The organism is Rhizobium sp. NZLR10, from assembly GCF_019685125.1.
In the GTDB taxonomy this organism is placed as follows: Bacteria; Pseudomonadota; Alphaproteobacteria; order Rhizobiales; family Rhizobiaceae; genus Rhizobium.
This window is the reverse complement of record NZ_JABDWE010000004.1, coordinates 55,021-77,619: the sequence shown is the minus strand read 5'-3', so window position 1 is coordinate 77,619 and position 22,599 is coordinate 55,021. Positions and strand designations below refer to the sequence as shown.

Here is a 22,599-nt window from a genome sequence, read left to right as displayed (position 1 = left end):
GAAGCGGAGATCTCGGTCAAAGCCCGCGACAATGAAGGCTCGCTGACCGCTGCCGATTTTGTAGCGGCTTGCCGTGCGAGTCGCAATCGAGGCTCAGCCCCGGGGAAGATGCATCTTGCCGCCGTTCTTCGGAAGGGAGAGAAGATGGGGCACGTCACGCACGGGTCTCGGCGGACTGATGTGATAGCCCTGGATCTCGTCGCATTCCTCGCATTCGAGCAGCGCCAGCTGTGCGGCCGTCTCGACGCCTTCGACGGTAACGCGCATGCCGAGCGCATCGCCAAGCAGGATGATTGCATGCATGATCGCATGCGCTTCCTTGTTGTCGACGATGTCGCTGACGAAGGATTTGTCGATCTTGATCTTGTCGAAGGGGAAGCTCGAAAGATAGCTCAGCGAGGAATAGCCGGTGCCGAAATCATCCATCGAGATGCGGATGCCGCGCTCCTTCAGCGCATGCAGGATCGGCAGCACCTCGCTGAGATTTTCCATCAGCACGCTCTCGGTGATTTCGAGCTCAAGCCGCGACGGCGATACAGCAGCAGCGGCAAGCGCCTCGCTGACGTCCTCAGTCAGGTCGCTGCTGCTGAACTGGATCGCCGAAACGTTGACCGCGACCTTGATATCCTCCGGCCATTGCGCTGCATCGTTGCAGGCTTGGCGCAAAACCCAGCGGCCGATATCGACGATAAGGCCGACCTCTTCGGCGAGCGGAATGAAATCCATCGGCGCAACGCGGCCGCGGATCGGGTGGTTCCAGCGGATCAGAGCCTCGAAGCCGCAGATGCGCCGCTGCGAAAGGTCATAGAGCGGCTGGTAATGCAGCTCGAATTCTTCTTTTTCAACGGCTGCTCTGAGGTCGGCCTCCAGCGCATGGCGCAGCTGCATCTGCACTTCCATCTCGCCTGCGAAGAAACGCTCGCGCTTGCGCCCGTCCGCCTTGGCATGCGACAGCGCCACGCCGGCATTCTTCAGGAGGATATCGGTGTCTTCGCCATCCCCCGGGGCGACTGCGATCCCCATCGAGACGCTGAGCTCCACTTGTTTCTCGCCGTGGATGAATGGCTCGGAAAGCGCACGGCGGATCTGCTCGGCAAGGGCAGTCACGTTCCACGGCTGCTGTCTGCCTGTCTGCAGGATGGCGAACTCGTCCGAGCCGAGGCGCGCCAAGGCATTCTCCGAACCAGCCGAGGCTCGGATGCGCTGGGCGACCTGCTGCAATATTTTGTCGCCGACTGACACGCCCATCGTGTTGTTGATCGATTTGAAACGGTCGAGATTGAGGTGAACAAGGGCGATCTGCTCGTCCGGCTTGCGCTCGATGAGCGTCGCATCGACCTGCTCGCGGAAATGGATGCGATTCGGGAGGCCGGTCAGCGGGTCGTGATGGGCGAGATAGGTGATGCGCTCGGCCGCCCTTCGATCCTCGGTGACATCGGCATGAATGGCGATGTTGCTGCCGTCGGCAAGGATGGTCACCATGCTCTGGATGATGCGGCCGTCGTCCATCAGCCATTCGCGCCGACGGATACTGCTGCGTTTTGTGGTTGCAGAGGAATGTCGCCCGACCCGGCGGCCGGGTTTGGCGCTGGCGCCCTCCGCGCCGCGCATTTTGTCGGTGAGATCGGCGATTGTCGCGCCGGCAGCGACATCGTCCTGCGTCAGGCCGAAAAGCTGAGCGAAGCGAATGTTGGAAAGTGTCAGCCGTTGGTCCGCGTCAAATACGCTGAGACCGAGCGGCAGGTTGTTGAGGATGATTTCGAAGAGCCTTTGCTGTCCGTCGAATGCCTGACTGAGGGCGGAAATATTGCCTCTCAGCGCATGGTTTTCTCTCAGCAGCGTATCCGCGCTTCTCTCGATTTCGTCATAGTCGCTTTCATGGACGCGGTAGGTCGCGATCACAAGCTCCATCAAACGTCGCGCATCGACCGATCCATCGGCCATGACGGCCTGGCTGCATTGCTTCCAGAAGAGCGCTTCAGCTTTCATGGGGATGCCTCTTGCGGGGCGGCTGCGACAGCAATGGTCGTCCTCACCTGACGAACGTACCTCATCACATCGAAAACCCTTCCAAAGTGAACATAAAATTGATTTTTTTATAAGCTGAAAGTCTGGGTAGTGGCTTGTGGCGCCCATTCTGGTCGGACGGGATTAATATTCGGTTGCAGTGCGGCAGCGAGGCCAGATCGTTAGGCATTTGTTTTATATGTGAAAAATCGCTGAAATACCGCGAGATCCGCTCATTTGACCTCGACGGAAGGTTGGCAGCCAAGCATTGCGTTAACGGTTGTCAATCATCGTTAATGAGAAGTTAACAACTTATTGACGCACCGCGCAAATCAGTTTAACCAGCGAGTCAATTAGTGATTTTCCACGTTCGTATTGCGTACAAACACCACCGGCTAAAGGCGGTGAATGGAGGTTTGTATGACCAGCACCACATCCGTTTCGGACACTTCATATGCATATCTGGCGACGCTCTCGCGGCTTGATGCCAATGGCGATGGTGTCCTCAGCCGCGGCGAACGCGCCGCCGATCAGAAGCCCGGCATCATCAAGGAACTCCTGGACGAGGACAAGGCCAGCGAAACGCAGCCGAAATTTTCCGGCAGCCTGATTGCGCTGATGATGGACTCGCGTGACAGCGGCGTGGCAGCCAGTATCGCCGTTCCCTATCCTTTGCAGCAGACCGCGCCGACGACCGGCGATCGGTCGGACGATGTTTACCGCAACACTTACGGCCAGTTCGACTTCAACGCCGTCGCCTGAGCCACTCCCGAATCAGGCGATCTGCAAGCCGGCCGTTTGGCCGGCTTTTCCAGTCCTGTGTTCCCAGCGCATGACCCGAAAACCGGAATCGATATCAGCAAAGGATCATGCGTTAATCCAACGGATAGAGCGTCCTTTGTGCTTAATCAGGAACACCTTCCTGGCTGACACGTTCAGAAGGACAACCGGACGGAAGGAGACCTCCATGAAAGCCATGTGCACCATCGCCGCCCTGAGCCTGCTTGCAGTTGCATTGCCGGCGAGCGCTCAGGACAAGCAGACGGCGGTCGCCAATTTCGTCGGCAAGGACGGCAAGGAGGACGGCCGCGCGCAACTGACGGCTGCCGCCAGTGGTGGCGTCCTGATCGAAGTCGAGATATCGGGGCTGCCGGCCAACAAATGGGTGGCCTTCCATGTTCACGAGACCGGCCGCTGCGATGCCGCGACCCATCACGAGTCGGCCGGCGGTCACTTCAACCCTGAGAAGGCCGAGCACGGCCTCCTTGCCGCCAAGGGTCCGCACGCCGGCGATATGCCCAATCAGTATGTCGGAGAGGACGGTATGCTGAGAGCCCAGGTCTTCGATAGCAAGGTCACGCTCGACGGCAAGACCGACGGAATTCGCGGCCGCGCATTGATGGTCCACGCCAATTCGGATGATTATCGCAGCCAGCCCTCCGGTGATGCCGGTGAAAGACTCTCCTGCGGCGTCATCCAATAGACTGTTACGACAAAATTATACGCCGATTCAACGTGTTAAGAGCTATGCGATCTGAAATCGCGGCGGTGCTGGAATGTGTCATTGGCGCGTCGGCGCCGGCTTTTCGGCCGCCGCCCTGCCTTTGGAGTTCTTTGCCGACGCAGCGTCCGGTACATCCGGAACAACGTCCCGATCCCTCTCGTTGAAAGCGAGTTTGACGCGCTTTATCATGTCACGGCTGACCGCCCACCAGTCGCCGGTCTTTGCCCAGTAGCGCAGCGTCACCAAGATCGCGCCGTCACCGAGGCTATCGATGAAGACGCTTGGTTCCGGTGACCTCAGCACCCGGGAATCGGCTTTGGCAAGGCCCATCAGTGTCTCCAACGCTTGATGGATGTCATCCCCATCGGCGATCTTGACGTTCACATCGTTCCGTCGCGTAGGCTCGCGACTGAAATTGGTAATCGGCGTGTTCCAGAGTGTCGAATTCGGCGCCAACCGGTAGAGCCCGTCGCCGGTCCTGAGTTCAGTCGCAAACAACCCGATTTCGCGCACTGTGCCGGCCACACTGCTGGTCTCGATGTATTCCCCGACTCGAAATGGCCTGAGGATCAGCAGCATGATGCCGGCGGCGATATTCTGCAGCGTCCCCTGTAGCGCCAGTCCGATTGCCAGGCCGGCTGCGCCGAGGGTCGCGATGATTGAGGCGGTCTGGACGCCGAACTGGCCGAGCACGGTGATGAACACCAGGATAAGCAGCGCGTAGCGCAGCACATTGGTGAAGAATCGCGCCAGCGTCTCGTCGATGCCATGGACGCGCGACAGGCCTTCATAGGCCCAGCGGCTGGTAAAACCGGCGAGCGCCCAGCCGAGAATGAGCAGGATGACGGCGCCGAGGACGGAAAAGGAATATTGCACTGCCAGCGCGCTCGCCTGGCTGAGCGCCGTTTGCGTGGCGAGAAGGACGTCGGCTGCCTGTTGTTGCATGATCTGGCCCTGTCGATTGTTCTTGGTCGGAGGCTAGATGGAGCGAATGGCGGTAGCGTCAACCGCAGGCGGCGTCGTCGATCGCAAGCACGAAGGGCGCGTTGCCGTCGGCATCCGCACCGCGGCCGATTGCCCGCACTGCCGCGACCAACTGGCCGCGGCGGTTAAGCAGCGCGTCGCCGATCTCGATCAACCGGGCATTCGGCGTCGCGAAAGGCGAGGCCGCCCGCAGCCGGCCGGCAAGCCTTTCTTCGCTCTGATCCGGTACGAGCGACAGCGCGGCGATCAGGGCTGCCGCCGGCGATCGCGACACGCCCATCCAGCAATGGATGAGCAGCGGCGTCTCCTGCCGCCACGATGCGGCAAAGTCGATAATTCCCTGCACATGCGTCTCGTCGGGCGCCACCAGGCCGCCGGTGCCCTTGAAGGCGATGTCGTTCATCGCAAGCGTCAGGTGGCGGTCGGCCGCGATCACGCCAGGTCGGTGAAAGGCCTGCTCCTTGGCGATCAGGCTGATCATGTCACGCGCCTTGTGGCGCACCGCCATCTCCGCGATGCGCGACAGCGGCGAGACGACGATGAAGCTCACGACACCATCTCCCGCTCGGCCTCGATCGCCGCGAAGCGCTCGCAGAACAGTCGCTGCGCTTCGACTGCCGGCAGGGGCTCGATCATCAGCATCTCCGGGCTGATGCCGCGCGGCTGGCCGAAGAATTTCTGCGCCTCGGCGGGTGTGAAGCCGGCAAGCACCGTCGCCTCGAAATAGGCGGCGATCGTATCGGCCTTCTTGATTCGGTCCTTGAGGTCGCGCGAGGGATGCGGCGGCAGGCCGAAGCGCAGGTGCACTGCGGCCTCCAACCGCTTCTCCACCGTCTTGTAGCCGCCGCCGACCACCGATTTGAACGGTGAGATCATATCGCCGATCACATATTCGGGTGCATCATGCAGCAGCGCCATCAGACACTCCTGCGGCCGCGCATCGTTGAAGCGGCGGAAAATGTCTTCAACGACGAGACTGTGCTGCGCCACCGAAAAAGCATGATCGCCTGATGTCTGGCCGTTCCAGCGAGCGACACGCGCCAGCCCATGGGCGATATCGATCAGTTCGACATCGAGCGGCGAGGGGTCGAGCAGGTCGAGCCTGCGCCCGGACAGCATACGCTGCCAGGCACGCGGGGCTTTTGCGGTTGTCACGCACTGGCCTCGTCGGCGCTGGTGGGGAAGACAAGGCCGGACCATGCCGGCAGGACGAGGGAAACAGGTGTTTCGCCGGCGAGCAGCGGCGTGCCTGCGGCGATTGCGGCGCCGGCGCGGTCGATACGCACGATCGCAAGTCCATGGTCGCCTTCGACCGAACCGAGCGTCCCTATAGGCTTGCCGGCCGCGGTGATCTCCGTTCCCGTCCCCGGCAGGGCTGTCACGGCAGAAACGGTCACGACGCGCCGGCGCGCAGTGCCGCGGTGCTGCATGCGCGAGACGACCTCCTGGCCGACATAGCAGCCTTTCCTGAAGGAGAGGCCGCCATTCAAATCCATCAGCACGTCATGCGGGAAGGCATCCTGCAGGGCGAAGTCCGATCCTGAGGTGACGATGCCGAGCCTGATACGCAGCGCGTCATAGAGCGCTTCCTCACCTTTGCCGTGTTTGCCGGGCCGACGGACCAGCGTGACGCCCGCCTTGGCGAAGCGACTGTCCCGGGCGCCCTGGCTGCCCCGGGCGCCCTGGGCGCCCTGGCTGCCCCGGGCGCCCTGGGCGCCCTGGCTGGCGTCGGCATCATCGCCCCAGCAAACGGTGACGCCCTCCTCTGCGCGAAGGGCAAGCGTGACGGCGGCACGCAGCTTGTACATCGTCAGTCGCTTCAGCAGGCCATCGCGCTGGCTGGCGTCCGTTTCGATCGTATAGCCATCGCCCTCCTGCCAGATCATGAAGTCGAACAGGATCTTGCCTTGCGGCGTCAGCAGCGCCCCGGGCCGCACCTCGTCGGACCCGAGCGAGATGATATCGGTGGTGATCAGATTCTGCAGGAAGGATTGGGCTTCCGCACCGCTGACAAAGAGCAATGCGCGGTCTTTCAGGAATACGGCTGGCATGGCGGAACCTGTCGCGTTGGTCATCGCTCACAGGTATGTCTTCATGAGGGGGATCGCAAGCGCCTCATGCGAAACGCGAGAGGAGCAAGCGAGGTGGGCGTCAGTCGCCCGCCGTGAAGAATTTCCATTTGCCCTGAGGCGTAATGCCGAGGCGGTAGAAATTATATCCGCCGAATTCCTGCATGTCGGAAAGATCGCCGGCGGTGACGATGCGCAGTAGCTCGACGCGCTCCGGCGGCGTCAGCGACTTCAAGTCCTTCTCGGCAAAATACGGCCACACATACATATCGTCTGCCGTACCCTGGCCGACATGCACGAAGCCGGTCGAGATGATGTCGAGCATGATGGCGAGGATCTCGTCTCCGTCAGGGTCGCCCGAAAGATCCTTTAGCGTGCCGATCGGATCGTCTGTGGGCTCACCCACCGTCACCTGCGTCTGCTCAGTGCCGGCGCCCATCAGCGGCCGCAGCCGTTCGAGATCGCCGGAGGCGGCCGCCTCGACGATTTGCTCGCGCATCTTGCGAACCGGCTCGGGTACCTTGCTGATGTCGTAAATCACTTCGGCGGGCTTGGCAGCATCCTGGGCGCCTGGCGTCTTGTCGACACCCTGATTATTCTGGCTGTTGACCAGCGGATCCGCCATGGGAACGCCGGGAGCGGCTCCGCTTTGCGGTTGGCTCTGTCCCTGAGCGGCCGGGGCGTCGTTGGTGGGCTGGCCTGGGACCTTGTGCAGTTCGGAAAGCGCGTACGCTGCCGGCGCGAGGAAAACATTGCCGGCGGCGAGGCTGAACGCAAGCAGCACCGGCGCGAGCGGAATTCGCGATACTTTCTCTTTACCGGTGCGCATCAAACTCTCTGATAATAATTATTGCAGGGTGCGGTTCGCGGAGAATTCGCCGGCAAGCATGCGCTCACGGAGCGAATCCAGCAGGGCCTCTGCGCTGCTTTCCCCGTGCAATCTGATGGTCTCCCGCAGTGCATGCGCAATGGCGGCATCAGCGATGATTTCAGGCTCGATTCCGTCCGCCATGCCGTCGGCCCAAGCCTCGTTCTGGTACTCCAGAGCCGCCTGCATCTTTTCGTGGACGATCATGTCGTCGATCTCGTTGAGGCTTGCTTCCATTGTCTTTTCCTCAGAACTTCTCATGTCTTACTGCACCGTTAACAACACTAACAGCCTTTTCCCAAAACGACACGTCCGCATGCGAAAACAGGTTAATTAAACGTCAATTTCCAAAACGCGAGGTAATTTCTGTGGCGAGTGTTGCACCTTCGTTACGGTAGCGCTCTTCTGCCACGATGGCCGCTGCGGTGCAATCCGTATAGACGGAGGCGAACGCGCGGTAGCCGCGATTGAAGGCTGCAGTCAGCCTTTCCTTGCGCAGCTGCTCGTTGCCGGTCTCCGAATCGAGCAGCTGCTGCATGCCGTTGCGCCACTCGTCGGCGTCTGCCGCCTTGCAGAGCGTTCTCAAATAATGCACCGAACCCAACACCTCGGCGAGCCGCGCCAGCTTGTCGTCATAAGGCACGATCACGGCGGGCGGCGGCGTAATCTCCTCCTGTGGAGGCGGCGAATTCTTGCCCTGCGCCATGGTCGGACCGGCCAGGACGAGCAGGGACAAGAAAATGCGTCGAACGGGAATCATGCTCTCAGTTGATACGTTGAGCATGACGGCAACAAGGCGGGCCTGAGAGTTTCCACTTCTATTCGCCGCCCGCCAGGACATGATGCCCAAAAGCGTCAGCGGTTTTCGGCATCCTGTTCTAGCCGCTCGGCGCATTCGAGCACGCTCTGCGGTACGGGCAATCGCCGGATTTCCTCCACCGTGTACCAGCCGACGGCGGCCGCATCGTCGGCGGCTTCCGCCACCACATCCCTATCCGCCTCGACCCGGAAGACCGAGAGCAGGAAATGGCTGTTGACGCTGCCATCGGCCGCATGGGTCTTCAGATCATAGGTCGAAAGCAGCCGCGGATTGCGTGCCGAAATGCCGGTCTCTTCACCGAATTCTCGCAAGGCCGTTTGCTCCGGGGTCTCGCCAGGTTCAGCGCGTCCGCCGGGAAAGGCATACATGTCGGCGGAAGGCGGATTGCGCCGCAGCACCAGCAGGAATCGTCCGTCGCGTTCAAGAATGGCGGATGAGGCGGCTTTGGCGGTGGAGGTCATCGGGGCTGCTCTTGGGGCTCTTGGCTCGGATCGCCCATCCTATCCGATGAACCGATATTTGCATGCCGCCGCTGCTTGGCTTCCCCAGTTTTCGCTGGGATAGTGGTGACGGATTCGAAAGGTGCTTTCGTGACCTACATCATTTACGCCTTCGCCGCCGTCTTCGAGATCGCCGGGTGTTTTGCCTTCTGGGCGTGGCTGAAACTCGAAAAGCCGATCTGGTGGCTGGCGCCGGGCATGGTCTCGCTGGCGCTTTTTGCCTGGCTTCTGACGCTGGTGCCGAGCGAGGCGGCCGGCCGCACCTTCGCGGCCTATGGCGGCATCTACATCGTCGCCTCGCTGCTCTGGCTTTGGCTGGTCGAAAGCCGCATGCCTGATCGTTACGACATCGGCGGGGCGTTGATCTGCCTTGCCGGGACGAGCATCATCCTCTTTGCGCCGAGAGGCTGAAGCGCCTTGACCGGACTCAGGCCCGGTGCAAAGACAAGCCGATGTGTGGACGTTTTGCCCTGACAATCACTAGCGCCGGCCTGCGCGACATTTTCTCCGGTCTGGATTTCGACGAATTTCCGGCGCGCTACAATATTGCGCCGACGCAGCCGATTCTCGTCGTCATTTCAGGCGAGGGCAGGGAGCAGGGCAGCAACTTGGCCGACCGGCGCGCCGTGCTCGTGCGCTGGGGCTTCACGCCGGGCTGGGTCAAGGATCCGAAGGAATTTCCGCTGCTGACCAATGCCCGCTCCGAGACCGCGATCGGCAAGGCTTCTTTCCGGGCGGCCATGCGCCATCGCCGCGTGCTCATCCCGGCCTCCGGCTTCTATGAATGGCATCGTGCATCAAAGGATAGCGGTGAGAAACCGCAGGCCTATTGGATCAGGCCGCGTCAAGGCGGGGTCGTCGCCTTTGCCGGCCTGATGGAGACATGGTCCTCGGCTGATGGTTCCGAGGTCGATACCGGCGCGATCCTGACGACATCAGCCAACTCAGGCATATCCTCGATCCACGATCGCATGCCGGTCGTCATCAAGCCCGAAGACTTTTCGCGCTGGCTGGATTGCAAGACGCAGGAACCGCGCGAGGTGGTCGACTTGATGCGGCCCGTTCAGGACGATTTCTTCGAGGCCGTCCCGGTCTCCGACAAGGTCAACAAGGTCACTAATATGGGGCCTGACCTGCAGCAGCCGGTCGTCATCGAAAAGCCGCTGAAGGCTCCCGAGAAGCGAAGGCCTGACGACGACCAGCTCAGTTTCTTCTGAAGCGGCATCCGCCATTTTTCACTTGGCGGTATAACCGCTTGGTTTGTCTTGTGCGTTGGAGGAGGTTTTGGTGCGGCTTGCTGCAACCGCTCCACGTCAGACCCGCCGCACGGCGGGTTGGAGGATGGCGTGGTCGGCATCGTCTGAGGCTTCCGGCGATAAATCTCAGCATCCGCTTCGTCAGCGGTACCTAACGCATGTCACCCAAAATCACTGCTGTTTTGGGATGACGACATGCGGAGAACCAGACTTGAAGCGCACCGAAGTCCGGTTGGAAGTGTAGCACCTCAAGCGGATTTCTTGACGGTGCCCGGCTTGTTCTTTGCCATCAGCGATGCTGCGACAACGGCCTTCAGGCCAACCGGGCGATAGTTGGCGCTGAGATCAGGCTTGGACGGCTGCTGTTCGCTGCTAATACTCTTTTTCGAGGTCACGATACTCTCCTTACGTGGTTCTTCCCTGGGCATTTTATGATTTGCTGTTTCGTCATAAATAGCGACAAAACAGAGACGCATCCCATCAGGATTTGTAAACGAGCACCATAATTCGCGAGGCTTAACTGAAGCCTACGTTGGTTAATACTTACTGAAGACAGCGGTTCCAACTAAAGTGCGCAGCGGTTTTCGCCGGAGAATCGCGCGTAGCGGTTATCCCGTGGGTGAGAACGTAGAGAGAAGATTTCCCAGGTCAGAAAAATCAGCAATGCGCGGAGATCAGATGTGCCGGCCGATATCGTCGTCGCCGACACCAGGTTCCTCGATCGTCAGCGTCCCATATTTCCGGCGCCATTTCCGTGCGCCGAAGGGAAGCGATATAAGGTAGGCAGCAACGGTAAAGACCATCACCTCCCAGGTGTAGCTCATCAGCAGAGCCACATAGAGCACGACGCCGAGCATCATCGGCAGCACGAGATCGCGCCGCAACCGGTTGCCTTCCGATTTGCCCGACCAGACCGGCAGCCGGCTGATCAGCAGGAAGGCGATAACGACCGTATAGATCGACGAAACATAGGCGAAGGTGCGGTCCGTCGCCAGGCCGAGGAAGCCGAGATAGACCGGCAGCAGCACTAGCATGGCGCCAGCCGGCGCCGGCACGCCGACGAAATATTCCGATTGCCAGCTCGCCTTGTTCTCACGTTCGGCCATGACGTTGAAGCGGGCAAGCCGAAGCCCGGCGGCGATCGCGTAGATCAGGGCGGCGATCCAGCCGAGCGAGCGCGCCTGGTCGAGCGCGAAGACATAGACGACGAGGGCGGGTGCGACGCCGAAATTGACGATATCGGCAAGCGAATCCATTTGCGCGCCGAACTTCGAGGTCGCCTTCATCAGCCGGGCCACGCGCCCGTCGATGCCGTCGAGGAAGGCGGCCACCAGTACCATGGAGACGGCGAGCTCGTAACGGTTCTCGAAAGCCAGCCGGATGCCGGTCAGCCCGGCGCAGATCGCCAGAATGGTGATGAGGTTCGGAAAGACGAGACGGAGCGGGATTTCGCGCAGGCGCGGGCCGCGGGCGGAATCATCCGGACCATTGGGCTCGAAAGGCGGAAAGGGCGTTTCCATATCGCGTTCCAATCTGAACCTGGAGCATGTCGCGCAAAACTGTGCAGCGGTTTGCGATAACGACAGGCGTAAAACAATGGGCTTAAGCGCCAAGAGCGAATCTGAAAGATCGCGACGCGCTTTAGCTGCGGCGGCTGATGACGGGACCCTTGGCGGAGGCAAATTCGGCGATAACAGTTTCCCCGGCAATCGCCACTTGGCCGAGCGAGACGCGTGGCGCGGCACCGGCCGGCAGGAACACGTCGAGCCGCGACCCGAAACGGATCAGCCCGAAGCGCTCGCCGGCATCTAACGGTTCGTTGGGGTTTGCCCAGCAGAGGATGCGCCGTGCCACGAGACCGGCGATCTGGACCACACCGATCTGGCCGTGCCGGGTTTCGATCACCAGCCCGTTGCGTTCATTGTCCTCGCTCGCCTTGTCGAGCTCGGCGTTGACAAAGCTGCCGGAGCGGTAGTTGATGCTGACGATGCGCCCGCGCATCGGCGCCCGGTTCACATGGCAATTGAAGACGTTCATGAACACCGAGATGCGCAGCATCGGCTCGGAGCCGAGATTGAGTTCCGCCGGCGGGGTCACCATCTGGATCGCCGAGACTTTGCCGTCGGCGGGAGAGATCACCAGATCGTCGTCCTGCGGGGTCACCCGTTCGGGATCGCGGAAGAAATAGGCGCACCAGAGCGTGAAGATCATGCCGATCCAGAAGAGCGGCTTGAAGATCCAGCCTAGGATCAGCGACGCGACGAAGAAGGCGGCAACGAAGGGATAACCCTCCTTGTGCACGGGGACGATCGTGTTGCGAACCGTGTTGAACAGGCTCATGCTGCCGGTCTCCTTGCGTTTGCGTTTCTCGCTGGTTAGCGAAAAACCGTCTCCGGGGCAATGCTATGGCCCGCGCCCTGGTTCCGACGCCGGGGTTCTGAACAACAAAAGCCTGTCGGTGCCCTATCCCGGCTCAGCTTGCCGGGGCAAGCCGCGCAATCACGCCGAGGTCGTCGCTTTCTCGCACCTGCTTCAGATGTTCCTCCGCCTGTGTCGCCTCGCGTTGGCGGTTCCACATCGAGGCGTAGAGACCGTTCATTTCGAGCAGGGCGGCATGCGTCCCGCGCTCGGCGATCTCCCCGCTTTTCAGCACGATGATTTCGTCGGCGCCGATGACGGTCGAAAGCCGGTGGGCGATCACCAGTGTCGTGCGGTTCTTCGACACCACGTCGAGCGCGGTCTGGATTTCCCGTTCCGTCGTCGTATCGAGCGCCGATGTCGCCTCGTCGAGGATCAGGATCGGCGGCGCCTTGAGGATGGTGCGGGCGATCGCCACCCGCTGCTTCTCGCCACCCGAAAGCTTGAGCCCGCGTTCGCCGACCTTGGTCTCGAATCCCTCGGGCAGCGTCTCGATGAAATGGGCGATCTGCGCTACCTCGGCTGCCGCAAAGACCTCGCCTTCGCTGGCCGATGTGCGGCCGTAGCGGATGTTATAGGCGACCGTGTCGTTGAAGAGCACGGTATCCTGCGGCACCATGCCGATCACTGAGCGCAGGCTCTTCTGCGTCACTGTGCGGATGTCCTGGCCGTCGACGGTGATTACGCCGCTCTGGATATCGTAGAAACGGTAGAGCAGCCGCGACAGCGTCGATTTGCCGGCGCCCGAAGGACCGACGACGGCAACTGTCTTGCCGGCTGGAACATCGAAAGAAATGCCCTTCAGGATCGGACGGGCCGGGTCGTAGGAAAAGTGCACGTCCTTGAAGGCGATCGCACCCTGGCCGATCCGAAGCTCGGTCGCATCGGACGTGTCTTTGACCTCGGCCTTGACCTCAAGCAAGTCGAACATCTGCTCGATGTCGGTCAAGCCCTGGCGGATTTCGCGGTAGACGAAGCCGATGAAATTGAGCGGCGCGGAAAGCTGCAGCAGCATCGAATTGACGAAGACGAAATCGCCGACCGTCTGCTCGCCGCGCTGGACGGCCAGCGCCGACAGCACCAGCATGATGGTCGTGCCGATGCCGAAGATGACGCCCTGGCCGAAGTTCAGCCAGCCGAGCGAGGTCCAGACATCGGTCGCCGCCTTCTCGTAGCGTTCCATCGATTTGTCGAAGCGTTTTGCCTCCATCTCTTCGTTGCCGAAATATTTGACGGTCTCGAAATTGAGGAGGGAGTCGATTGCCTTGGTGTTGGCGTCGGTATCGCTGTCGTTCATTGACCGGCGGATGGCGATGCGCCAGTCGGATGCTCGGATGGTGAACCAGATATAGGCCCAGACAGTGAAGCCGGTGACGGCGAGATAGGAGAAGCCGTAGCCCCACCAGAAGATCGCCGCCGTCAGCAGGAATTCAATGACTGTCGGGACCGAATTAAGGATCGTGAACCGCACGATCGTCTCGATGCCCTTGGTGCCGCGCTCGATGATGCGCGAGAGACCGCCGGTCTTGCGCTCCAGATGGAAGCGCAGCGACAACTCGTGCATGTGCACGAAGGTCCTGTAGGCGAGCTGACGCACCGCATGTTGCCCGACGCTGGCAAACAGCGCGTCGCGCAACTGGTTGAGGCCGAGCTGAATCAGCCGGGTGATGTTATAGGCGATCACCAGGGCGATGGCGCCGGCCAGCAGCGGCGGCACCGAGCCGGCCAGATCCATCCTGCCGTTCAGCGCATCGGTCGACCACTTGAAGAAATAGGGGACGAGCAGCAGGACGAACTTGGAAATCAGCAGGAAGACCGAGGCCCAGACCACGCGCATCTTGAGGTCCGGCCGGCCGGCCGGCCACATATAGGGCCAGAGGTTGAGAAGCGTCTGCAGCAGGTTGGATTCCGAGACTGTCTTACCGTTTGCCATGCTTGTCTCCAGCCCGGATGGGCTTGCGGCGATTGCCGCGCTTCGATGCCGGCAAGAGCACGGAACCGGGACGTGCCCGAAAGCACTCGCCGCAACCCGCAGCCGCCATCGCCAGATAGGGTGTCGGGCGGACGGATACAACAAATGCGGAGTTCAGGAAAAGACAGGCCGGGCGGTTCGCCCGCCCGGCTTCGTCATCTTGTCTGGCGTTTAGAGGTGTTGGCCGGAAAGGCGCTTGCGGTGCAGCTCTTCGGCATTCGGCAACACATCCTTCGGCAGACCGAAAATCTGACCGGGACGGATGCGGTCTGGATCGACGATCTTGTCTTCGTTGGCGATGTAGATCGTCGTGTAACGAACGCCGAGGCCATAGGTGCGGCGCGAGATCTGCCACAGCGTGTCGCCGCGGCGAATGATGACCGCCGCGTTGTTTGCCGTCAGCGGCGCCTGTTCGATCGTCTTCGGCTGATTGCCTACGACATCGTTTGCAGAGGTCACCGCCGGCGCGGGCGTGGCGGTAAGTTCAGCGATCATGCCACCCAGCCTGTCGAGTGCCGCGCCGACGGACTTCGCGTCCCCAGGCAGGCTCTGCAGCAGCGTCAGCGCATTGCCGGCGACCTGAGAGGCGGCGCCGGACGCTTGCTTGAAGGCATCGGATGCATCTGCCGACGCGCGGAAATCGGCGACCGAGCGCAGTGCGAATTCCGTTGCCGAGCGCGCTGCCGCAAGCTGTTCGGCGCCCGGCAGCTTGCCGTCGGCAAACAGCCCCTTCAGCAGGCCGAAGGCCTTGCCGGTCTCGGCCTTGCGCTTGCCGAGTTCGCCTTCGTCGAGCGGCACCATCGAGGAAGCGCCATTCGCGTCGGCAGGCGCGGATTGGGCGGCGACCCTCACCTGGTCGCCGGCAGGGCGATTGAAATTCACCGCCGCGCGAACGATCACCTTGCCGGAGGGATCGACAACATCAACGCGGATCTTGTGGTCGCCGACCGAAAGCGCCACCACACCGTCGATGACGAAATGGCCGTCCGAGCCGGCCGTGTCCTGGCCGACCAGGCTGTCGTCGGCATAACCGACGACCTTGGCGTTGGCGCGCGCCGTGCCGGCAATGAAGATCTTGTTGCCTTCGATCTCGACGGCATTGACCATCACATCGGGCGCATTCGTCTTGTCGGGTGCGGCGGTGCCGGGGATGGCCGGTGCCGTGGCTGCGGCGCCGGAGGCGGCGTCGGTGAGGTTTGGCGTCTGCAGCGCCAGCTCGCCGGTCGGCGCAGCTGTTGTGGCAGGCGCAGGCGAGCTTTCGCCCGTGGCCGGCTTGTTGGAGGCATCAGCAACTTCGGTTCCGGCCTTCGGCGCGGTGATGATGCGGCTCGCTGTGCCGGGTTTGGATACCATGGCGAGCAGATTGGCACCGTTGCCGTCTTTCGGCACGGAAATGGTCGCGACTTCTTCGGAAAGCGAGCTCTTGCCGTCCTTGCCGGTGAACTTGAGCACCAGCTGGTGGTCGCCCGCTGCAAGCGGCTCGTCGAGAACCGCGGCGAAATCGCCGCTTGCATCGACATTGGCTGTCGTTACGACCTTTTCGCCGTCAAGCACTTCGAGCTTGCCGTTCGGTTCGGCGGAGCCGGCAATCACCGTCGAGCCGTCGGGCTCAACGCGCAAGACGTCGAAGGCGGGAAGCTTCGGGCCGGCATTCGCCGCTGCCGTGCTCGCAGCAGGGTCGGACGCACCGGTCAGCGCAGCCTCGGCCTTGGCGATCGCGGCAAGCGCATCGGCGATGTTCTCCGGCAGCGCCTGGACGATAGCGAGCGCCTTCGCGCCGCCGTCCTTGGCTTTCGTGGCAAGCGTCTGGGTCGCCGGATCGAGGCCCTCGGGGATTGCGAAACCGGCAAGTGCGCCCAGCGCGTTGACGGCCTTGGTCTTGGTGGCGGCGAAGACATCGTCGGCAGGGCCCTTGCCGTCGGCAAACAGCGCCTTAAGTTCGCTGAGCGAGACGCTGGCGCCGGCCGAAAGGCGGCCCACCTTGTCGGCTGTCGCAGCCGCATCCGCCACAGCGGAGCGCGATGTCTTTGCCGACTCGTTAACCGTATCCTTGAGTTCCGTGCTCGCCTGGTTGATCGCGTCGCCGACCTTGCCTGCATCGCCGCCGATGCGCGGCATAACGAAAAACACCATCAGTAGGATTGCGATTACGAGCACTGCAAGGGCCAGCAAGCCGGCACGGTTCTTCATCATTATGTCTCCCAAGGCGGCAATTTGCCGTAGTAACCGAAATTGCTAGCGATTCCCGTTGCTTTTCACAAGCATTCAAAGCAATTCGGCAAGCTAGGCACGCTGCTTTCCAGTCAATTTTCTTGACTGCATTGAAATGGAATAGTTGTTTGCCTCTATGACCGAACAATCTGTATCGATTCGATCCATCTGCGTTTACTGCGGCTCAAGGCCGGGACGCGATCCCTCCCACATGGCGGCCGGGCGCGCTCTCGGACGAGAGATCGCCGAATACGGCCTGCGCCTCGTCTATGGCGGGGGTACCAAAGGCATCATGGGCGCGGTCGCAAGCGGCGTGCTTTCAGGCGGCGGTCAGGTCACGGGCATTATCCCCGAATTCCTGATCGATATGGAGGCGACTCGCCACTCGCTCGGTCAGCTCAACGAACTTATTGTAACCCCTGATATGCATGCGCGCAAACACACGATGTTCGAGCGTTCCGATGCTTTCGTCGCGCTGCCAGGCGGCATCGGCACGCTGGAGGAGATCGTCGAGATCATGACCTGGGCACAGCTCGGCCGCCACGAAAAGCCGATGGTTTTTGCCAACGTCAACGGTTTCTGGGATCCGATGATGGAACTGATGCGCCATATGACCGAAGAAGGCTTCCTGCACACCGCCCACCGGGTGCAGCCGCTCGTCGTCGACGAGATCTCCGGCATCATTCCGGCGATCATGGCCCAGGCAGCCCAACTCGCCGCCGATCGTAACGGCGAGGACGAGGTGATCTCGAAGATGTAGAAGTCCGTACGGGCGCCCTCAGCGCCCGCGGCTTCCCCTCAGCATCGACCAGCTGTAGAGGACCAGCCCTGCCCAGATCAGCGGGAAGGCAATCATGCGCGCCGTGCCGAGCGGCTCCTGGAAGACGAAGACCGCGATCAGGAAAATCATCGTCGGTGCGATATACTGCATGATGCCGATCGTCGAGAGTTTCAGCAGCTTGGCGCCGTTGGCATAGATCATCAGCGGCACAGCGGTAATGACGCCGCAGCCGAGCAGCAGCGTCGTATCTGCAAGGCCGGTGCGGTAGAGGTGGCCCTGGCCGCTGCCGAATTCGAGATAGAGGATATAGAGCAGGGCGGGTCCGCTGAGGATCAGCACTTCGAGGAAGAAGCCCTGGTTCGGCCCGAGCGGCAGCGTCTTGCGGAGCAAAGCATAAAACCCCCACGAGATCGCCAGCGTCAGCGCCACCCATGGAATGCCGCCGCTATCGAATGCGAGAATGGCGACGGCAAGCCCTGCCAGCGCGATCGCGGCGATCTGCAGCGGCTGCAGCTTCTCCTTGAGCAGCACCGAGCCGAGGAAGATGCTGAACAGCGGATTGATGAAATAACCGAGCGCCGCATCGAGCGAATGGCCGGCGCCGATCGCCCAGACATAAGTGCCCCAGTTGACGGTGATCAGCGACGCCGTCAGCGCTGCCATCGCCAGCATGCGCGGCGAGCGCAGCGCAGTCGCGATCTCCTGGGTGCGCCCGAGCACGATCAGAACGATGCCTGCCAGCGGCAGCGACCAGACGATGCGGTGGGCGATCACCTCGGCCGGCGAAATATGCGCCACCGCCTTCATGTAGATCGGCAGGAAGCCCCAGAGCAGATAGGCCGTCAGCGCGAAGGCGAAACCGCGCGGACTGTCTTCGTTCTTGGCCAAGGGAACGGATGCATCGGTCGACATCGGGGTGTTTCCATCTTTGTTCTTCTTCTGATCCGGCCTAGCTTAAGCGCCGTGAATAGGCCAATTCATTTCGTTGAATGAACCTTGAGAGAATTTGAAGCGGAAACGAGGCGACGGACGGATGATGGCGGCAAAGACCGGCAAGGCTTCCTCGCCGAACCGGCGGAAGAGACTTATTCCGCCGCGATCTTGCCTGCCAGCTGCCGGTTCTTCATCAACTTGTAGATGACGGAGTCCATCAGTGCTTGGAACGAGGCGTCGATGATGTTCTCCGAGACGCCGACCGTCCACCAGCGCACGCCGTCGCTGTCGGTGGACTCGATCAGAACGCGGGTGATCGCCTCCGTGCCGCCATTGAGGATACGCACCTTGAAATCGGCGAGCACCAGATCGTCGATCTCGTGCTGGTATTTGCCGAAATCCTTGCGTAGCGCGAGGTCGAGCGCGTTCACCGGGCCTTCGGCATCGGCAACCGACATCAGCGTCTGGCCGTCGATGGTGATCTTCACCACGGCCTCGGAGACGATCTTCACGCGGCCAAGACTGTCGAAGCGGCGCTCGATCATCACCCGGAAGCCTTCGATGGTGAAGAATTCCGGGATCGTGCCAAGCGTGCGGTGCGCCAGCAGCTCGAAGCTCGCATCTGCGCCCTCATAGGCATAGCCGATGGATTCACGTTCCTTGACGATCGAGATCAGCAAGTCGAGCTTTGGATCGTCCTTGGCGACGGTAATGCCGCGCCGCTTCAGCGCATTGATGAAGTTCGCCTTGCCGCCCTGGTCTGACACCATGACCTTGCGGAAGTTGCCGACGGTCTCCGGCGGCACGTGTTCATAGGTCCGCGGGTCCTTGATCAGCGCCGATGCATGGATGCCGGCCTTGGTGGCGAAGGCGGAAGCGCCGACATAGGGCATCTGATGATCAGGCGAGCGGTTGAGCAGCTCGTCGAAGGCATGCGAAAGGCGGGTGAGATTGAGCAGCCGCTCCTCGTCGATTGCCGTTTCGAAACGTGTGGTGTAGGCGCTCTTTAGCGCCAGCGTCGGGATCAGCGTCACCAGATTGGCATTGCCGCAACGCTCGCCGATGCCATTCAGCGTGCCCTGGATCTGCCGGACGCCGGCCTCGACCGCGGCCAATGAATTGGCGACCGCCTGGCCGGTGTCGTTATGGGCATGAATCCCAAGACAGTGGCCGGGAACGCCTGAGGCGATCACCGCCTCGACGATGGCGCGCACCTCCGGCGGCTGCGTGCCGCCATTTGTGTCGCAGAGCACCACCCAGCGGGCGCCGCTGTCATAGGCGGTCTTGGCGCAGGCGAGCGCATAGGCCGGATTGGCCTTGAAGCCGTCGAAGAAATGCTCGCAATCGACAATCGCCTCCTTGCCGGCGCCGACCGCCGCCTTGACGCTTTCGGCGATGCTTTCGAGGTTTTCCTCGTTAGTGCAGCCAAGCGCCACCGCAACATGATAATCCCAGCTCTTGGCGACGAAACAGATGGCGTCGGATTTCGCCTGCAGCAGCCCGGCAATGCCGGGATCATTGGAAACCGAAACGCCCGCCCGCTTCGTCATGCCGAAGGCAACGAAGGCGGCCCGGCTGGTGCGCTTCTCGCTGAAGAAGGCTGTATCCGTCGGATTGGCGCCGGGATAGCCGCCCTCGACGTAATCGATGCCGAATTCGTCCAGCATCGCGGCGATCGCAATCTTGTCCTCGACCGAGAAATCGATGCCGGGCGTCTGCTGCCCGTCCCGGAGCGTCGTGTCGAAGAGGTAGATTTTTTCCTTGGTCACCGCGATGTCTCCGGGGCATTGATTGTTTTTATCCGGAGCTTACCCCCCTTGCCCTGCCGGGCAGAGGGGTAGTCACGGCGTGTAGCATCAGTCCGGCTTCCCGGCAAACTTATCCGTCGCCCGGATCAGCTGGTCGAGAATCCCCGGCTCCGAATAGGCATGGCCCGCACCCTCGATCAGGTGGAGCTCTGCCTTCGACCAGGCCTTGTGCAACTGCCAGGCATATTTTGCCGGGCAGGGCATGTCGTAGCGTCCATGCACGATGACGCCGGGAATATCCTTGAGCTTGCCGGCATCGCGGATCAGCTGTCCCTCGTCCATCCAACCGGCATTGACGAAGAAATGGTTCTCGATGCGTGCGAATGCATAGGCGAATTCCGGCTCCTCGAACTTGCCGCTCGTCGAAGGTTCGGGCAGCAGCGTGATCGTTTCGCCTTCCCAGATACTCCAGGCCTGCGCGGCCTTGAGGCGCACGTCTCTGTCTTCGTGCGTCAGGCGGCGATGATAGGCATGCATCATCTCATGCCGCTCTTCCGGCGGAATGGGAGCGATAAAGCGCTCCCACTTGTCCGGGAACATTTCCGAGACGCCGAACTGGTAGTACCAGTCGAGCTCGGCCTTGGTCAGCGTATAGATCCCGCGCAGGATGAGCTCGGAGACGCGCTCCGGATGCGCCTCGGCGTAGGCGAGCGCCAGGGTCGAACCCCAGGAGCCGCCGAACACCTGCCAGCTGTCGACGCCGGCCATCTCGCGCAGACGCTCGATATCGGCGACGAGATGCCAGGTCGTGTTGGCGTTAAGTTCGGCATGCGGTGTCGACCGGCCGCAACCGCGCTGGTCGAACAGCATGACGTCGTAGAGCTGAGGATCGAAAAGCCGGCGATGGGCGGGCGAAATGCCGCCGCCCGGGCCGCCATGCAGGAAGACGGCCGGCTTGGCGCCAGGCGTTCCCGACCGCTCCCAATAGATCACATGGCCGTCACCGACATCGAGATGGCCGGAGGCATAGGGTTCGATCTCGGGATAGAGTGTGCGCAGGATCTCGGTCATATCTTCACGCCTTTCGCGGGCCAGAGCGCGGTGTCGTGATCGGGATGCTGGAAGGAAATGATCGCCTCCTGCCGCGCGTAGAAATCCTGATCCTTCAGCACCGGCGCATCGAAGATCTCTTCGACCCAGGGCAGGCGGGCCTCGTAGTTTACCTGGACCAGCGGTGCGAGATCGCTGCGGTCGTCGAAAGTGCCGATCGCAAGCTCCAGCCCGCCCGGATGACGATAGGTCATCGGCGTGCCGCAATTGCTGCAGAAGCCACGGTCGATATTGACCGAGGACTGGAAATAGCTCGGCTCGCCGCGCGTCCATTCCATCCCCTCCTCAGGCGCAGTAACGAGCGCCGAGAAGAAACCGCCGAACTGCTTCTGGCACATGCGGCAGTGGCAGATCGAGGGTCGCCCCAGTCCGCCTGAAATGCGGAAGCGCACGGCGCCGCATTGGCATCCGCCTGTTTTTATCGTGTCCGTCATGAGATTTCTCCGAGGGGCCAGCTTTTCGTGTCGTGGTCGGGGTGCTGATGGTTGCTTGCCGCAATCGCGTCCTCGCGGTCGGGTGTTTCAGCCTGTGGTTCCAGCGGCAGACCGTCCAGCGCGTGAAACCAGGACATCTTGCGGCCAGTGTTCGATTGCATCACGGGCTTGACCGTGTCGGGATTATCAAGCGAGCCGAGCGTGATGTTGATGAAATTCATCTCCGGAATGTCGTAAAACAGCGGCGTGCCGCAATCGCCGCAGAAGCCGCGCCGCACCAGATCCGATGACTGAAACCATTTCGGCGCGCCGCGCGTCAGCTCGAAATCTTGACGCTTCGCCGCTGCAAGCGGCATGAAATAATTGCCGGCCGCCTTCTGGCACATGCGGCAATGGCAAAGGTGGGGATAACCGAGTTCGCCTTCAGCGCGGTAACGCACCGCCCCGCATTGGCACCCGCCGCTTCTGTCTGCGTGCACTGTCATCTGGGCTCCTTGCGCGGCCATGCCAGCGACTCATGATCGGGATGCTGGAAGGAGACGAGTTCGAGCACGAAGGGGGCGGCTTGCGCATCCTCTTCCGTCCGGTGCCCCGGCAATTCGTGCAGATGATCGACGAAGCCGATCTTGCCCTCGATGCCGAATTGCACCACCGGCGGGAGCGCCGAAGGATCGTCGAAGGCACCCGCGGCAATCGCAACCCCGTCAGGCGCCTCGTAGGAAAGCGGCGTGCCGCAATCGCCGCAGAAGCCGCGCTCGACGAAATTGGAAGAGCGGAATCTTTTCCGCTCCCCGCGCGTCCACGCAAAATCGGCGCCACGCACCGACACCAGCGGCGCATAATAAGCCCCGAACGCCTTCTGGCACATGCGGCAATGACAGATCGACGAATCCTTGATCTCGCCGCTGACGCGAAAGCGCACCGCACCGCACTGGCAGCCGCCGGTATAGGTGGTCATGGACAATCCCTCCGCAACAATGTGGG

At 61.6% G+C, this 22,599-nt stretch carries 24 protein-coding genes and 1 pseudogene; 5 read left to right on the top strand and 20 right to left on the bottom strand.

What is annotated here, in order from left to right:
* Positions 1–93: 93 nt before the first annotated feature.
* Entirely contained in the window at positions 94–1,989 is a 1,896-nt protein-coding gene (locus HJB82_RS07955; RefSeq protein WP_221131486.1) for a bifunctional diguanylate cyclase/phosphodiesterase, read from the bottom strand.
* Between the two features lie 426 nt (positions 1,990–2,415).
* On the opposite strand from HJB82_RS07955, the gene HJB82_RS07950 reads away from it, so the two are divergent.
* The gene (locus tag HJB82_RS07950; RefSeq protein WP_207583622.1) at positions 2,416–2,769 is read left to right on the top strand and encodes a hypothetical protein; all 354 of its coding nucleotides are present in this window, start codon (positions 2,416–2,418) and stop codon (positions 2,767–2,769) included.
* A gap of 205 nt (positions 2,770–2,974) precedes the next feature.
* Positions 2,975–3,490 (top strand): superoxide dismutase family protein, encoded by a 516-nt coding sequence (locus HJB82_RS07945; RefSeq protein ID WP_207583623.1) that lies wholly within the window; start codon positions 2,975–2,977, stop codon positions 3,488–3,490.
* A 78-nt stretch (positions 3,491–3,568) separates the two neighbouring features.
* Here the strand turns inward: HJB82_RS07945 and HJB82_RS07940 are convergent, their stop codons facing one another.
* The 8 genes from HJB82_RS07940 to HJB82_RS07905 form a co-directional block, all read right to left on the bottom strand.
* On the bottom strand, positions 3,569–4,456 hold the full coding sequence (locus HJB82_RS07940; RefSeq protein WP_207583624.1) for a mechanosensitive ion channel family protein: 888 nt from the start codon (positions 4,454–4,456) through the stop codon (positions 3,569–3,571).
* 58 nt (positions 4,457–4,514) lie between these two features.
* Positions 4,515–5,045: a tyrosine phosphatase family protein gene (locus HJB82_RS07935; protein ID WP_207583625.1), complete on the bottom strand. Its 531-nt coding sequence runs from the start codon at positions 5,043–5,045 to the stop codon at positions 4,515–4,517.
* A complete protein-coding gene (locus HJB82_RS07930; protein ID WP_207583626.1) occupies positions 5,042–5,650 on the bottom strand; it encodes a YfbR-like 5'-deoxynucleotidase in 609 nt (202 codons plus the stop codon). Before HJB82_RS07930 ends, HJB82_RS07935 begins: the two co-directional genes overlap by 4 nt.
* On the bottom strand, positions 5,647–6,546 hold the full coding sequence (locus HJB82_RS07925; protein ID WP_221139792.1) for a folate-binding protein YgfZ: 900 nt from the start codon (positions 6,544–6,546) through the stop codon (positions 5,647–5,649). The genes HJB82_RS07930 and HJB82_RS07925 overlap by 4 nt, the downstream gene beginning before the upstream one ends.
* A 100-nt stretch (positions 6,547–6,646) precedes the next feature.
* Positions 6,647–7,393, bottom strand: a complete 747-nt coding sequence (locus HJB82_RS07920; protein WP_221115289.1) for a hypothetical protein — start codon at positions 7,391–7,393, stop codon at positions 6,647–6,649.
* 18 nt (positions 7,394–7,411) lie between these two features.
* Entirely contained in the window at positions 7,412–7,669 is a 258-nt protein-coding gene (locus HJB82_RS07915) for a hypothetical protein (RefSeq protein WP_003578293.1), read from the bottom strand.
* 103 nt (positions 7,670–7,772) lie between these two features.
* Positions 7,773–8,216: a TIGR02301 family protein gene (locus HJB82_RS07910; RefSeq protein ID WP_207583629.1), complete on the bottom strand. Its 444-nt coding sequence runs from the start codon at positions 8,214–8,216 to the stop codon at positions 7,773–7,775.
* A gap of 71 nt (positions 8,217–8,287) precedes the next feature.
* Positions 8,288–8,713, bottom strand: a complete 426-nt coding sequence (locus HJB82_RS07905; protein WP_207583630.1) for an NUDIX hydrolase — start codon at positions 8,711–8,713, stop codon at positions 8,288–8,290.
* 129 nt (positions 8,714–8,842) lie between these two features.
* Here HJB82_RS07905 and HJB82_RS07900 point away from each other — a divergent pair, with 129 nt between their 5' ends.
* A complete protein-coding gene (locus HJB82_RS07900; RefSeq protein WP_207583631.1) occupies positions 8,843–9,163 on the top strand; it encodes a YnfA family protein in 321 nt (106 codons plus the stop codon).
* Between the two features lie 41 nt (positions 9,164–9,204).
* Complete coding sequence (locus HJB82_RS07895; protein WP_207583632.1) at positions 9,205–9,969, top strand: SOS response-associated peptidase; 765 nt, start codon at positions 9,205–9,207, stop codon at positions 9,967–9,969.
* Positions 9,970–10,256: 287 nt separating this feature from the next.
* Here HJB82_RS07895 and HJB82_RS07890 read toward each other — a convergent pair whose 3' ends face one another.
* From HJB82_RS07890 to HJB82_RS07870, 5 genes and pseudogenes are all read right to left on the bottom strand, one after another.
* Positions 10,257–10,403 (bottom strand): hypothetical protein, encoded by a 147-nt coding sequence (locus HJB82_RS07890; protein ID WP_207583633.1) that lies wholly within the window; start codon positions 10,401–10,403, stop codon positions 10,257–10,259.
* Between the two features lie 279 nt (positions 10,404–10,682).
* A complete protein-coding gene (pssA, locus tag HJB82_RS07885) occupies positions 10,683–11,528 on the bottom strand; it encodes a CDP-diacylglycerol--serine O-phosphatidyltransferase (RefSeq protein WP_003587548.1) in 846 nt (281 codons plus the stop codon).
* A gap of 121 nt (positions 11,529–11,649) precedes the next feature.
* Positions 11,650–12,363: pseudogene (locus HJB82_RS07880) on the bottom strand (phosphatidylserine decarboxylase); the annotation flags it as partial.
* 118 nt (positions 12,364–12,481) lie between these two features.
* On the bottom strand, positions 12,482–14,359 hold the full coding sequence (locus HJB82_RS07875; protein ID WP_207583635.1) for an ABC transporter ATP-binding protein/permease: 1,878 nt from the start codon (positions 14,357–14,359) through the stop codon (positions 12,482–12,484).
* Positions 14,360–14,569: 210 nt separating this feature from the next.
* Positions 14,570–16,591: a LysM peptidoglycan-binding domain-containing protein gene (locus tag HJB82_RS07870; RefSeq protein ID WP_207583636.1), complete on the bottom strand. Its 2,022-nt coding sequence runs from the start codon at positions 16,589–16,591 to the stop codon at positions 14,570–14,572.
* 154 nt (positions 16,592–16,745) lie between these two features.
* Between HJB82_RS07870 and HJB82_RS07865 the strand changes: the two genes are divergently transcribed.
* Positions 16,746–17,369 carry a TIGR00730 family Rossman fold protein gene (locus HJB82_RS07865; RefSeq protein WP_018241422.1) on the top strand — a complete coding sequence of 208 codons (624 nt, stop codon included), beginning with the start codon at positions 16,746–16,748 and terminating at the stop codon, positions 17,367–17,369.
* Positions 17,370–17,387: 18 nt separating this feature from the next.
* Here HJB82_RS07865 and rarD read toward each other — a convergent pair whose 3' ends face one another.
* From rarD to HJB82_RS07835, 6 genes are all read right to left on the bottom strand, one after another.
* Positions 17,388–18,302 carry an EamA family transporter RarD gene (gene rarD / locus HJB82_RS07860; protein WP_207583637.1) on the bottom strand — a complete coding sequence of 305 codons (915 nt, stop codon included), beginning with the start codon at positions 18,300–18,302 and terminating at the stop codon, positions 17,388–17,390.
* A 173-nt stretch (positions 18,303–18,475) separates the two neighbouring features.
* The gene (gene cimA, locus HJB82_RS07855) at positions 18,476–20,092 is read right to left on the bottom strand and encodes a citramalate synthase (RefSeq protein ID WP_207583638.1); all 1,617 of its coding nucleotides are present in this window, start codon (positions 20,090–20,092) and stop codon (positions 18,476–18,478) included.
* An 87-nt stretch (positions 20,093–20,179) separates the two neighbouring features.
* Positions 20,180–21,142, bottom strand: coding sequence for a prolyl aminopeptidase (gene pip, locus HJB82_RS07850; RefSeq protein WP_221139791.1), 963 nt, complete (start codon positions 21,140–21,142; stop codon positions 20,180–20,182).
* Positions 21,139–21,615: a GFA family protein gene (locus HJB82_RS07845; RefSeq protein WP_207583640.1), complete on the bottom strand. Its 477-nt coding sequence runs from the start codon at positions 21,613–21,615 to the stop codon at positions 21,139–21,141. The genes pip and HJB82_RS07845 overlap by 4 nt, the downstream gene beginning before the upstream one ends.
* Positions 21,612–22,100, bottom strand: a complete 489-nt coding sequence (locus tag HJB82_RS07840; RefSeq protein WP_221139790.1) for a GFA family protein — start codon at positions 22,098–22,100, stop codon at positions 21,612–21,614. The genes HJB82_RS07845 and HJB82_RS07840 overlap by 4 nt, the downstream gene beginning before the upstream one ends.
* Entirely contained in the window at positions 22,097–22,573 is a 477-nt protein-coding gene (locus HJB82_RS07835) for a GFA family protein (RefSeq protein ID WP_221139789.1), read from the bottom strand. Before HJB82_RS07835 ends, HJB82_RS07840 begins: the two co-directional genes overlap by 4 nt.
* Positions 22,574–22,599: the final 26 nt, after the last annotated feature.

Excerpts from the sequence above, each read along its gene's own strand:
- HJB82_RS07925 (WP_221139792.1), bottom strand. The coding sequence starts at position 6,546 with ATGCCAGCCGTATTCCTGAAAGACCGCGCATTGCTCTTTGTCAGCGGT.
- HJB82_RS07910 (WP_207583629.1), bottom strand. The coding sequence starts at position 8,216 with ATGCTCAACGTATCAACTGAGAGCATGATTCCCGTTCGACGCATTTTC.
- HJB82_RS07915 (WP_003578293.1), bottom strand. The coding sequence starts at position 7,669 with ATGGAAGCAAGCCTCAACGAGATCGACGACATGATCGTCCACGAAAAG.
- HJB82_RS07840 (WP_221139790.1), bottom strand. The coding sequence starts at position 22,100 with ATGACAGTGCACGCAGACAGAAGCGGCGGGTGCCAATGCGGGGCGGTG.
- HJB82_RS07870 (WP_207583636.1), bottom strand. The coding sequence starts at position 16,591 with ATGATGAAGAACCGTGCCGGCTTGCTGGCCCTTGCAGTGCTCGTAATC.
- HJB82_RS07940 (WP_207583624.1), bottom strand. The coding sequence starts at position 4,456 with ATGCAACAACAGGCAGCCGACGTCCTTCTCGCCACGCAAACGGCGCTC.
- HJB82_RS07945 (WP_207583623.1), top strand. The coding sequence starts at position 2,975 with ATGAAAGCCATGTGCACCATCGCCGCCCTGAGCCTGCTTGCAGTTGCA.
- HJB82_RS07950 (WP_207583622.1), top strand. The coding sequence starts at position 2,416 with ATGGAGGTTTGTATGACCAGCACCACATCCGTTTCGGACACTTCATAT.
- HJB82_RS07895 (WP_207583632.1), top strand. The coding sequence starts at position 9,205 with ATGTGTGGACGTTTTGCCCTGACAATCACTAGCGCCGGCCTGCGCGAC.
- pip (WP_221139791.1), bottom strand. The coding sequence starts at position 21,142 with ATGACCGAGATCCTGCGCACACTCTATCCCGAGATCGAACCCTATGCC.
- HJB82_RS07845 (WP_207583640.1), bottom strand. The coding sequence starts at position 21,615 with ATGACGGACACGATAAAAACAGGCGGATGCCAATGCGGCGCCGTGCGC.
- HJB82_RS07875 (WP_207583635.1), bottom strand. The coding sequence starts at position 14,359 with ATGGCAAACGGTAAGACAGTCTCGGAATCCAACCTGCTGCAGACGCTT.
- HJB82_RS07905 (WP_207583630.1), bottom strand. The coding sequence starts at position 8,713 with ATGACCTCCACCGCCAAAGCCGCCTCATCCGCCATTCTTGAACGCGAC.
- HJB82_RS07920 (WP_221115289.1), bottom strand. The coding sequence starts at position 7,393 with ATGCGCACCGGTAAAGAGAAAGTATCGCGAATTCCGCTCGCGCCGGTG.
- pssA (WP_003587548.1), bottom strand. The coding sequence starts at position 11,528 with ATGGAAACGCCCTTTCCGCCTTTCGAGCCCAATGGTCCGGATGATTCC.
- rarD (WP_207583637.1), bottom strand. The coding sequence starts at position 18,302 with ATGTCGACCGATGCATCCGTTCCCTTGGCCAAGAACGAAGACAGTCCG.
- HJB82_RS07955 (WP_221131486.1), bottom strand. The coding sequence starts at position 1,989 with ATGAAAGCTGAAGCGCTCTTCTGGAAGCAATGCAGCCAGGCCGTCATG.
- HJB82_RS07865 (WP_018241422.1), top strand. The coding sequence starts at position 16,746 with ATGACCGAACAATCTGTATCGATTCGATCCATCTGCGTTTACTGCGGC.
- HJB82_RS07835 (WP_221139789.1), bottom strand. The coding sequence starts at position 22,573 with ATGACCACCTATACCGGCGGCTGCCAGTGCGGTGCGGTGCGCTTTCGC.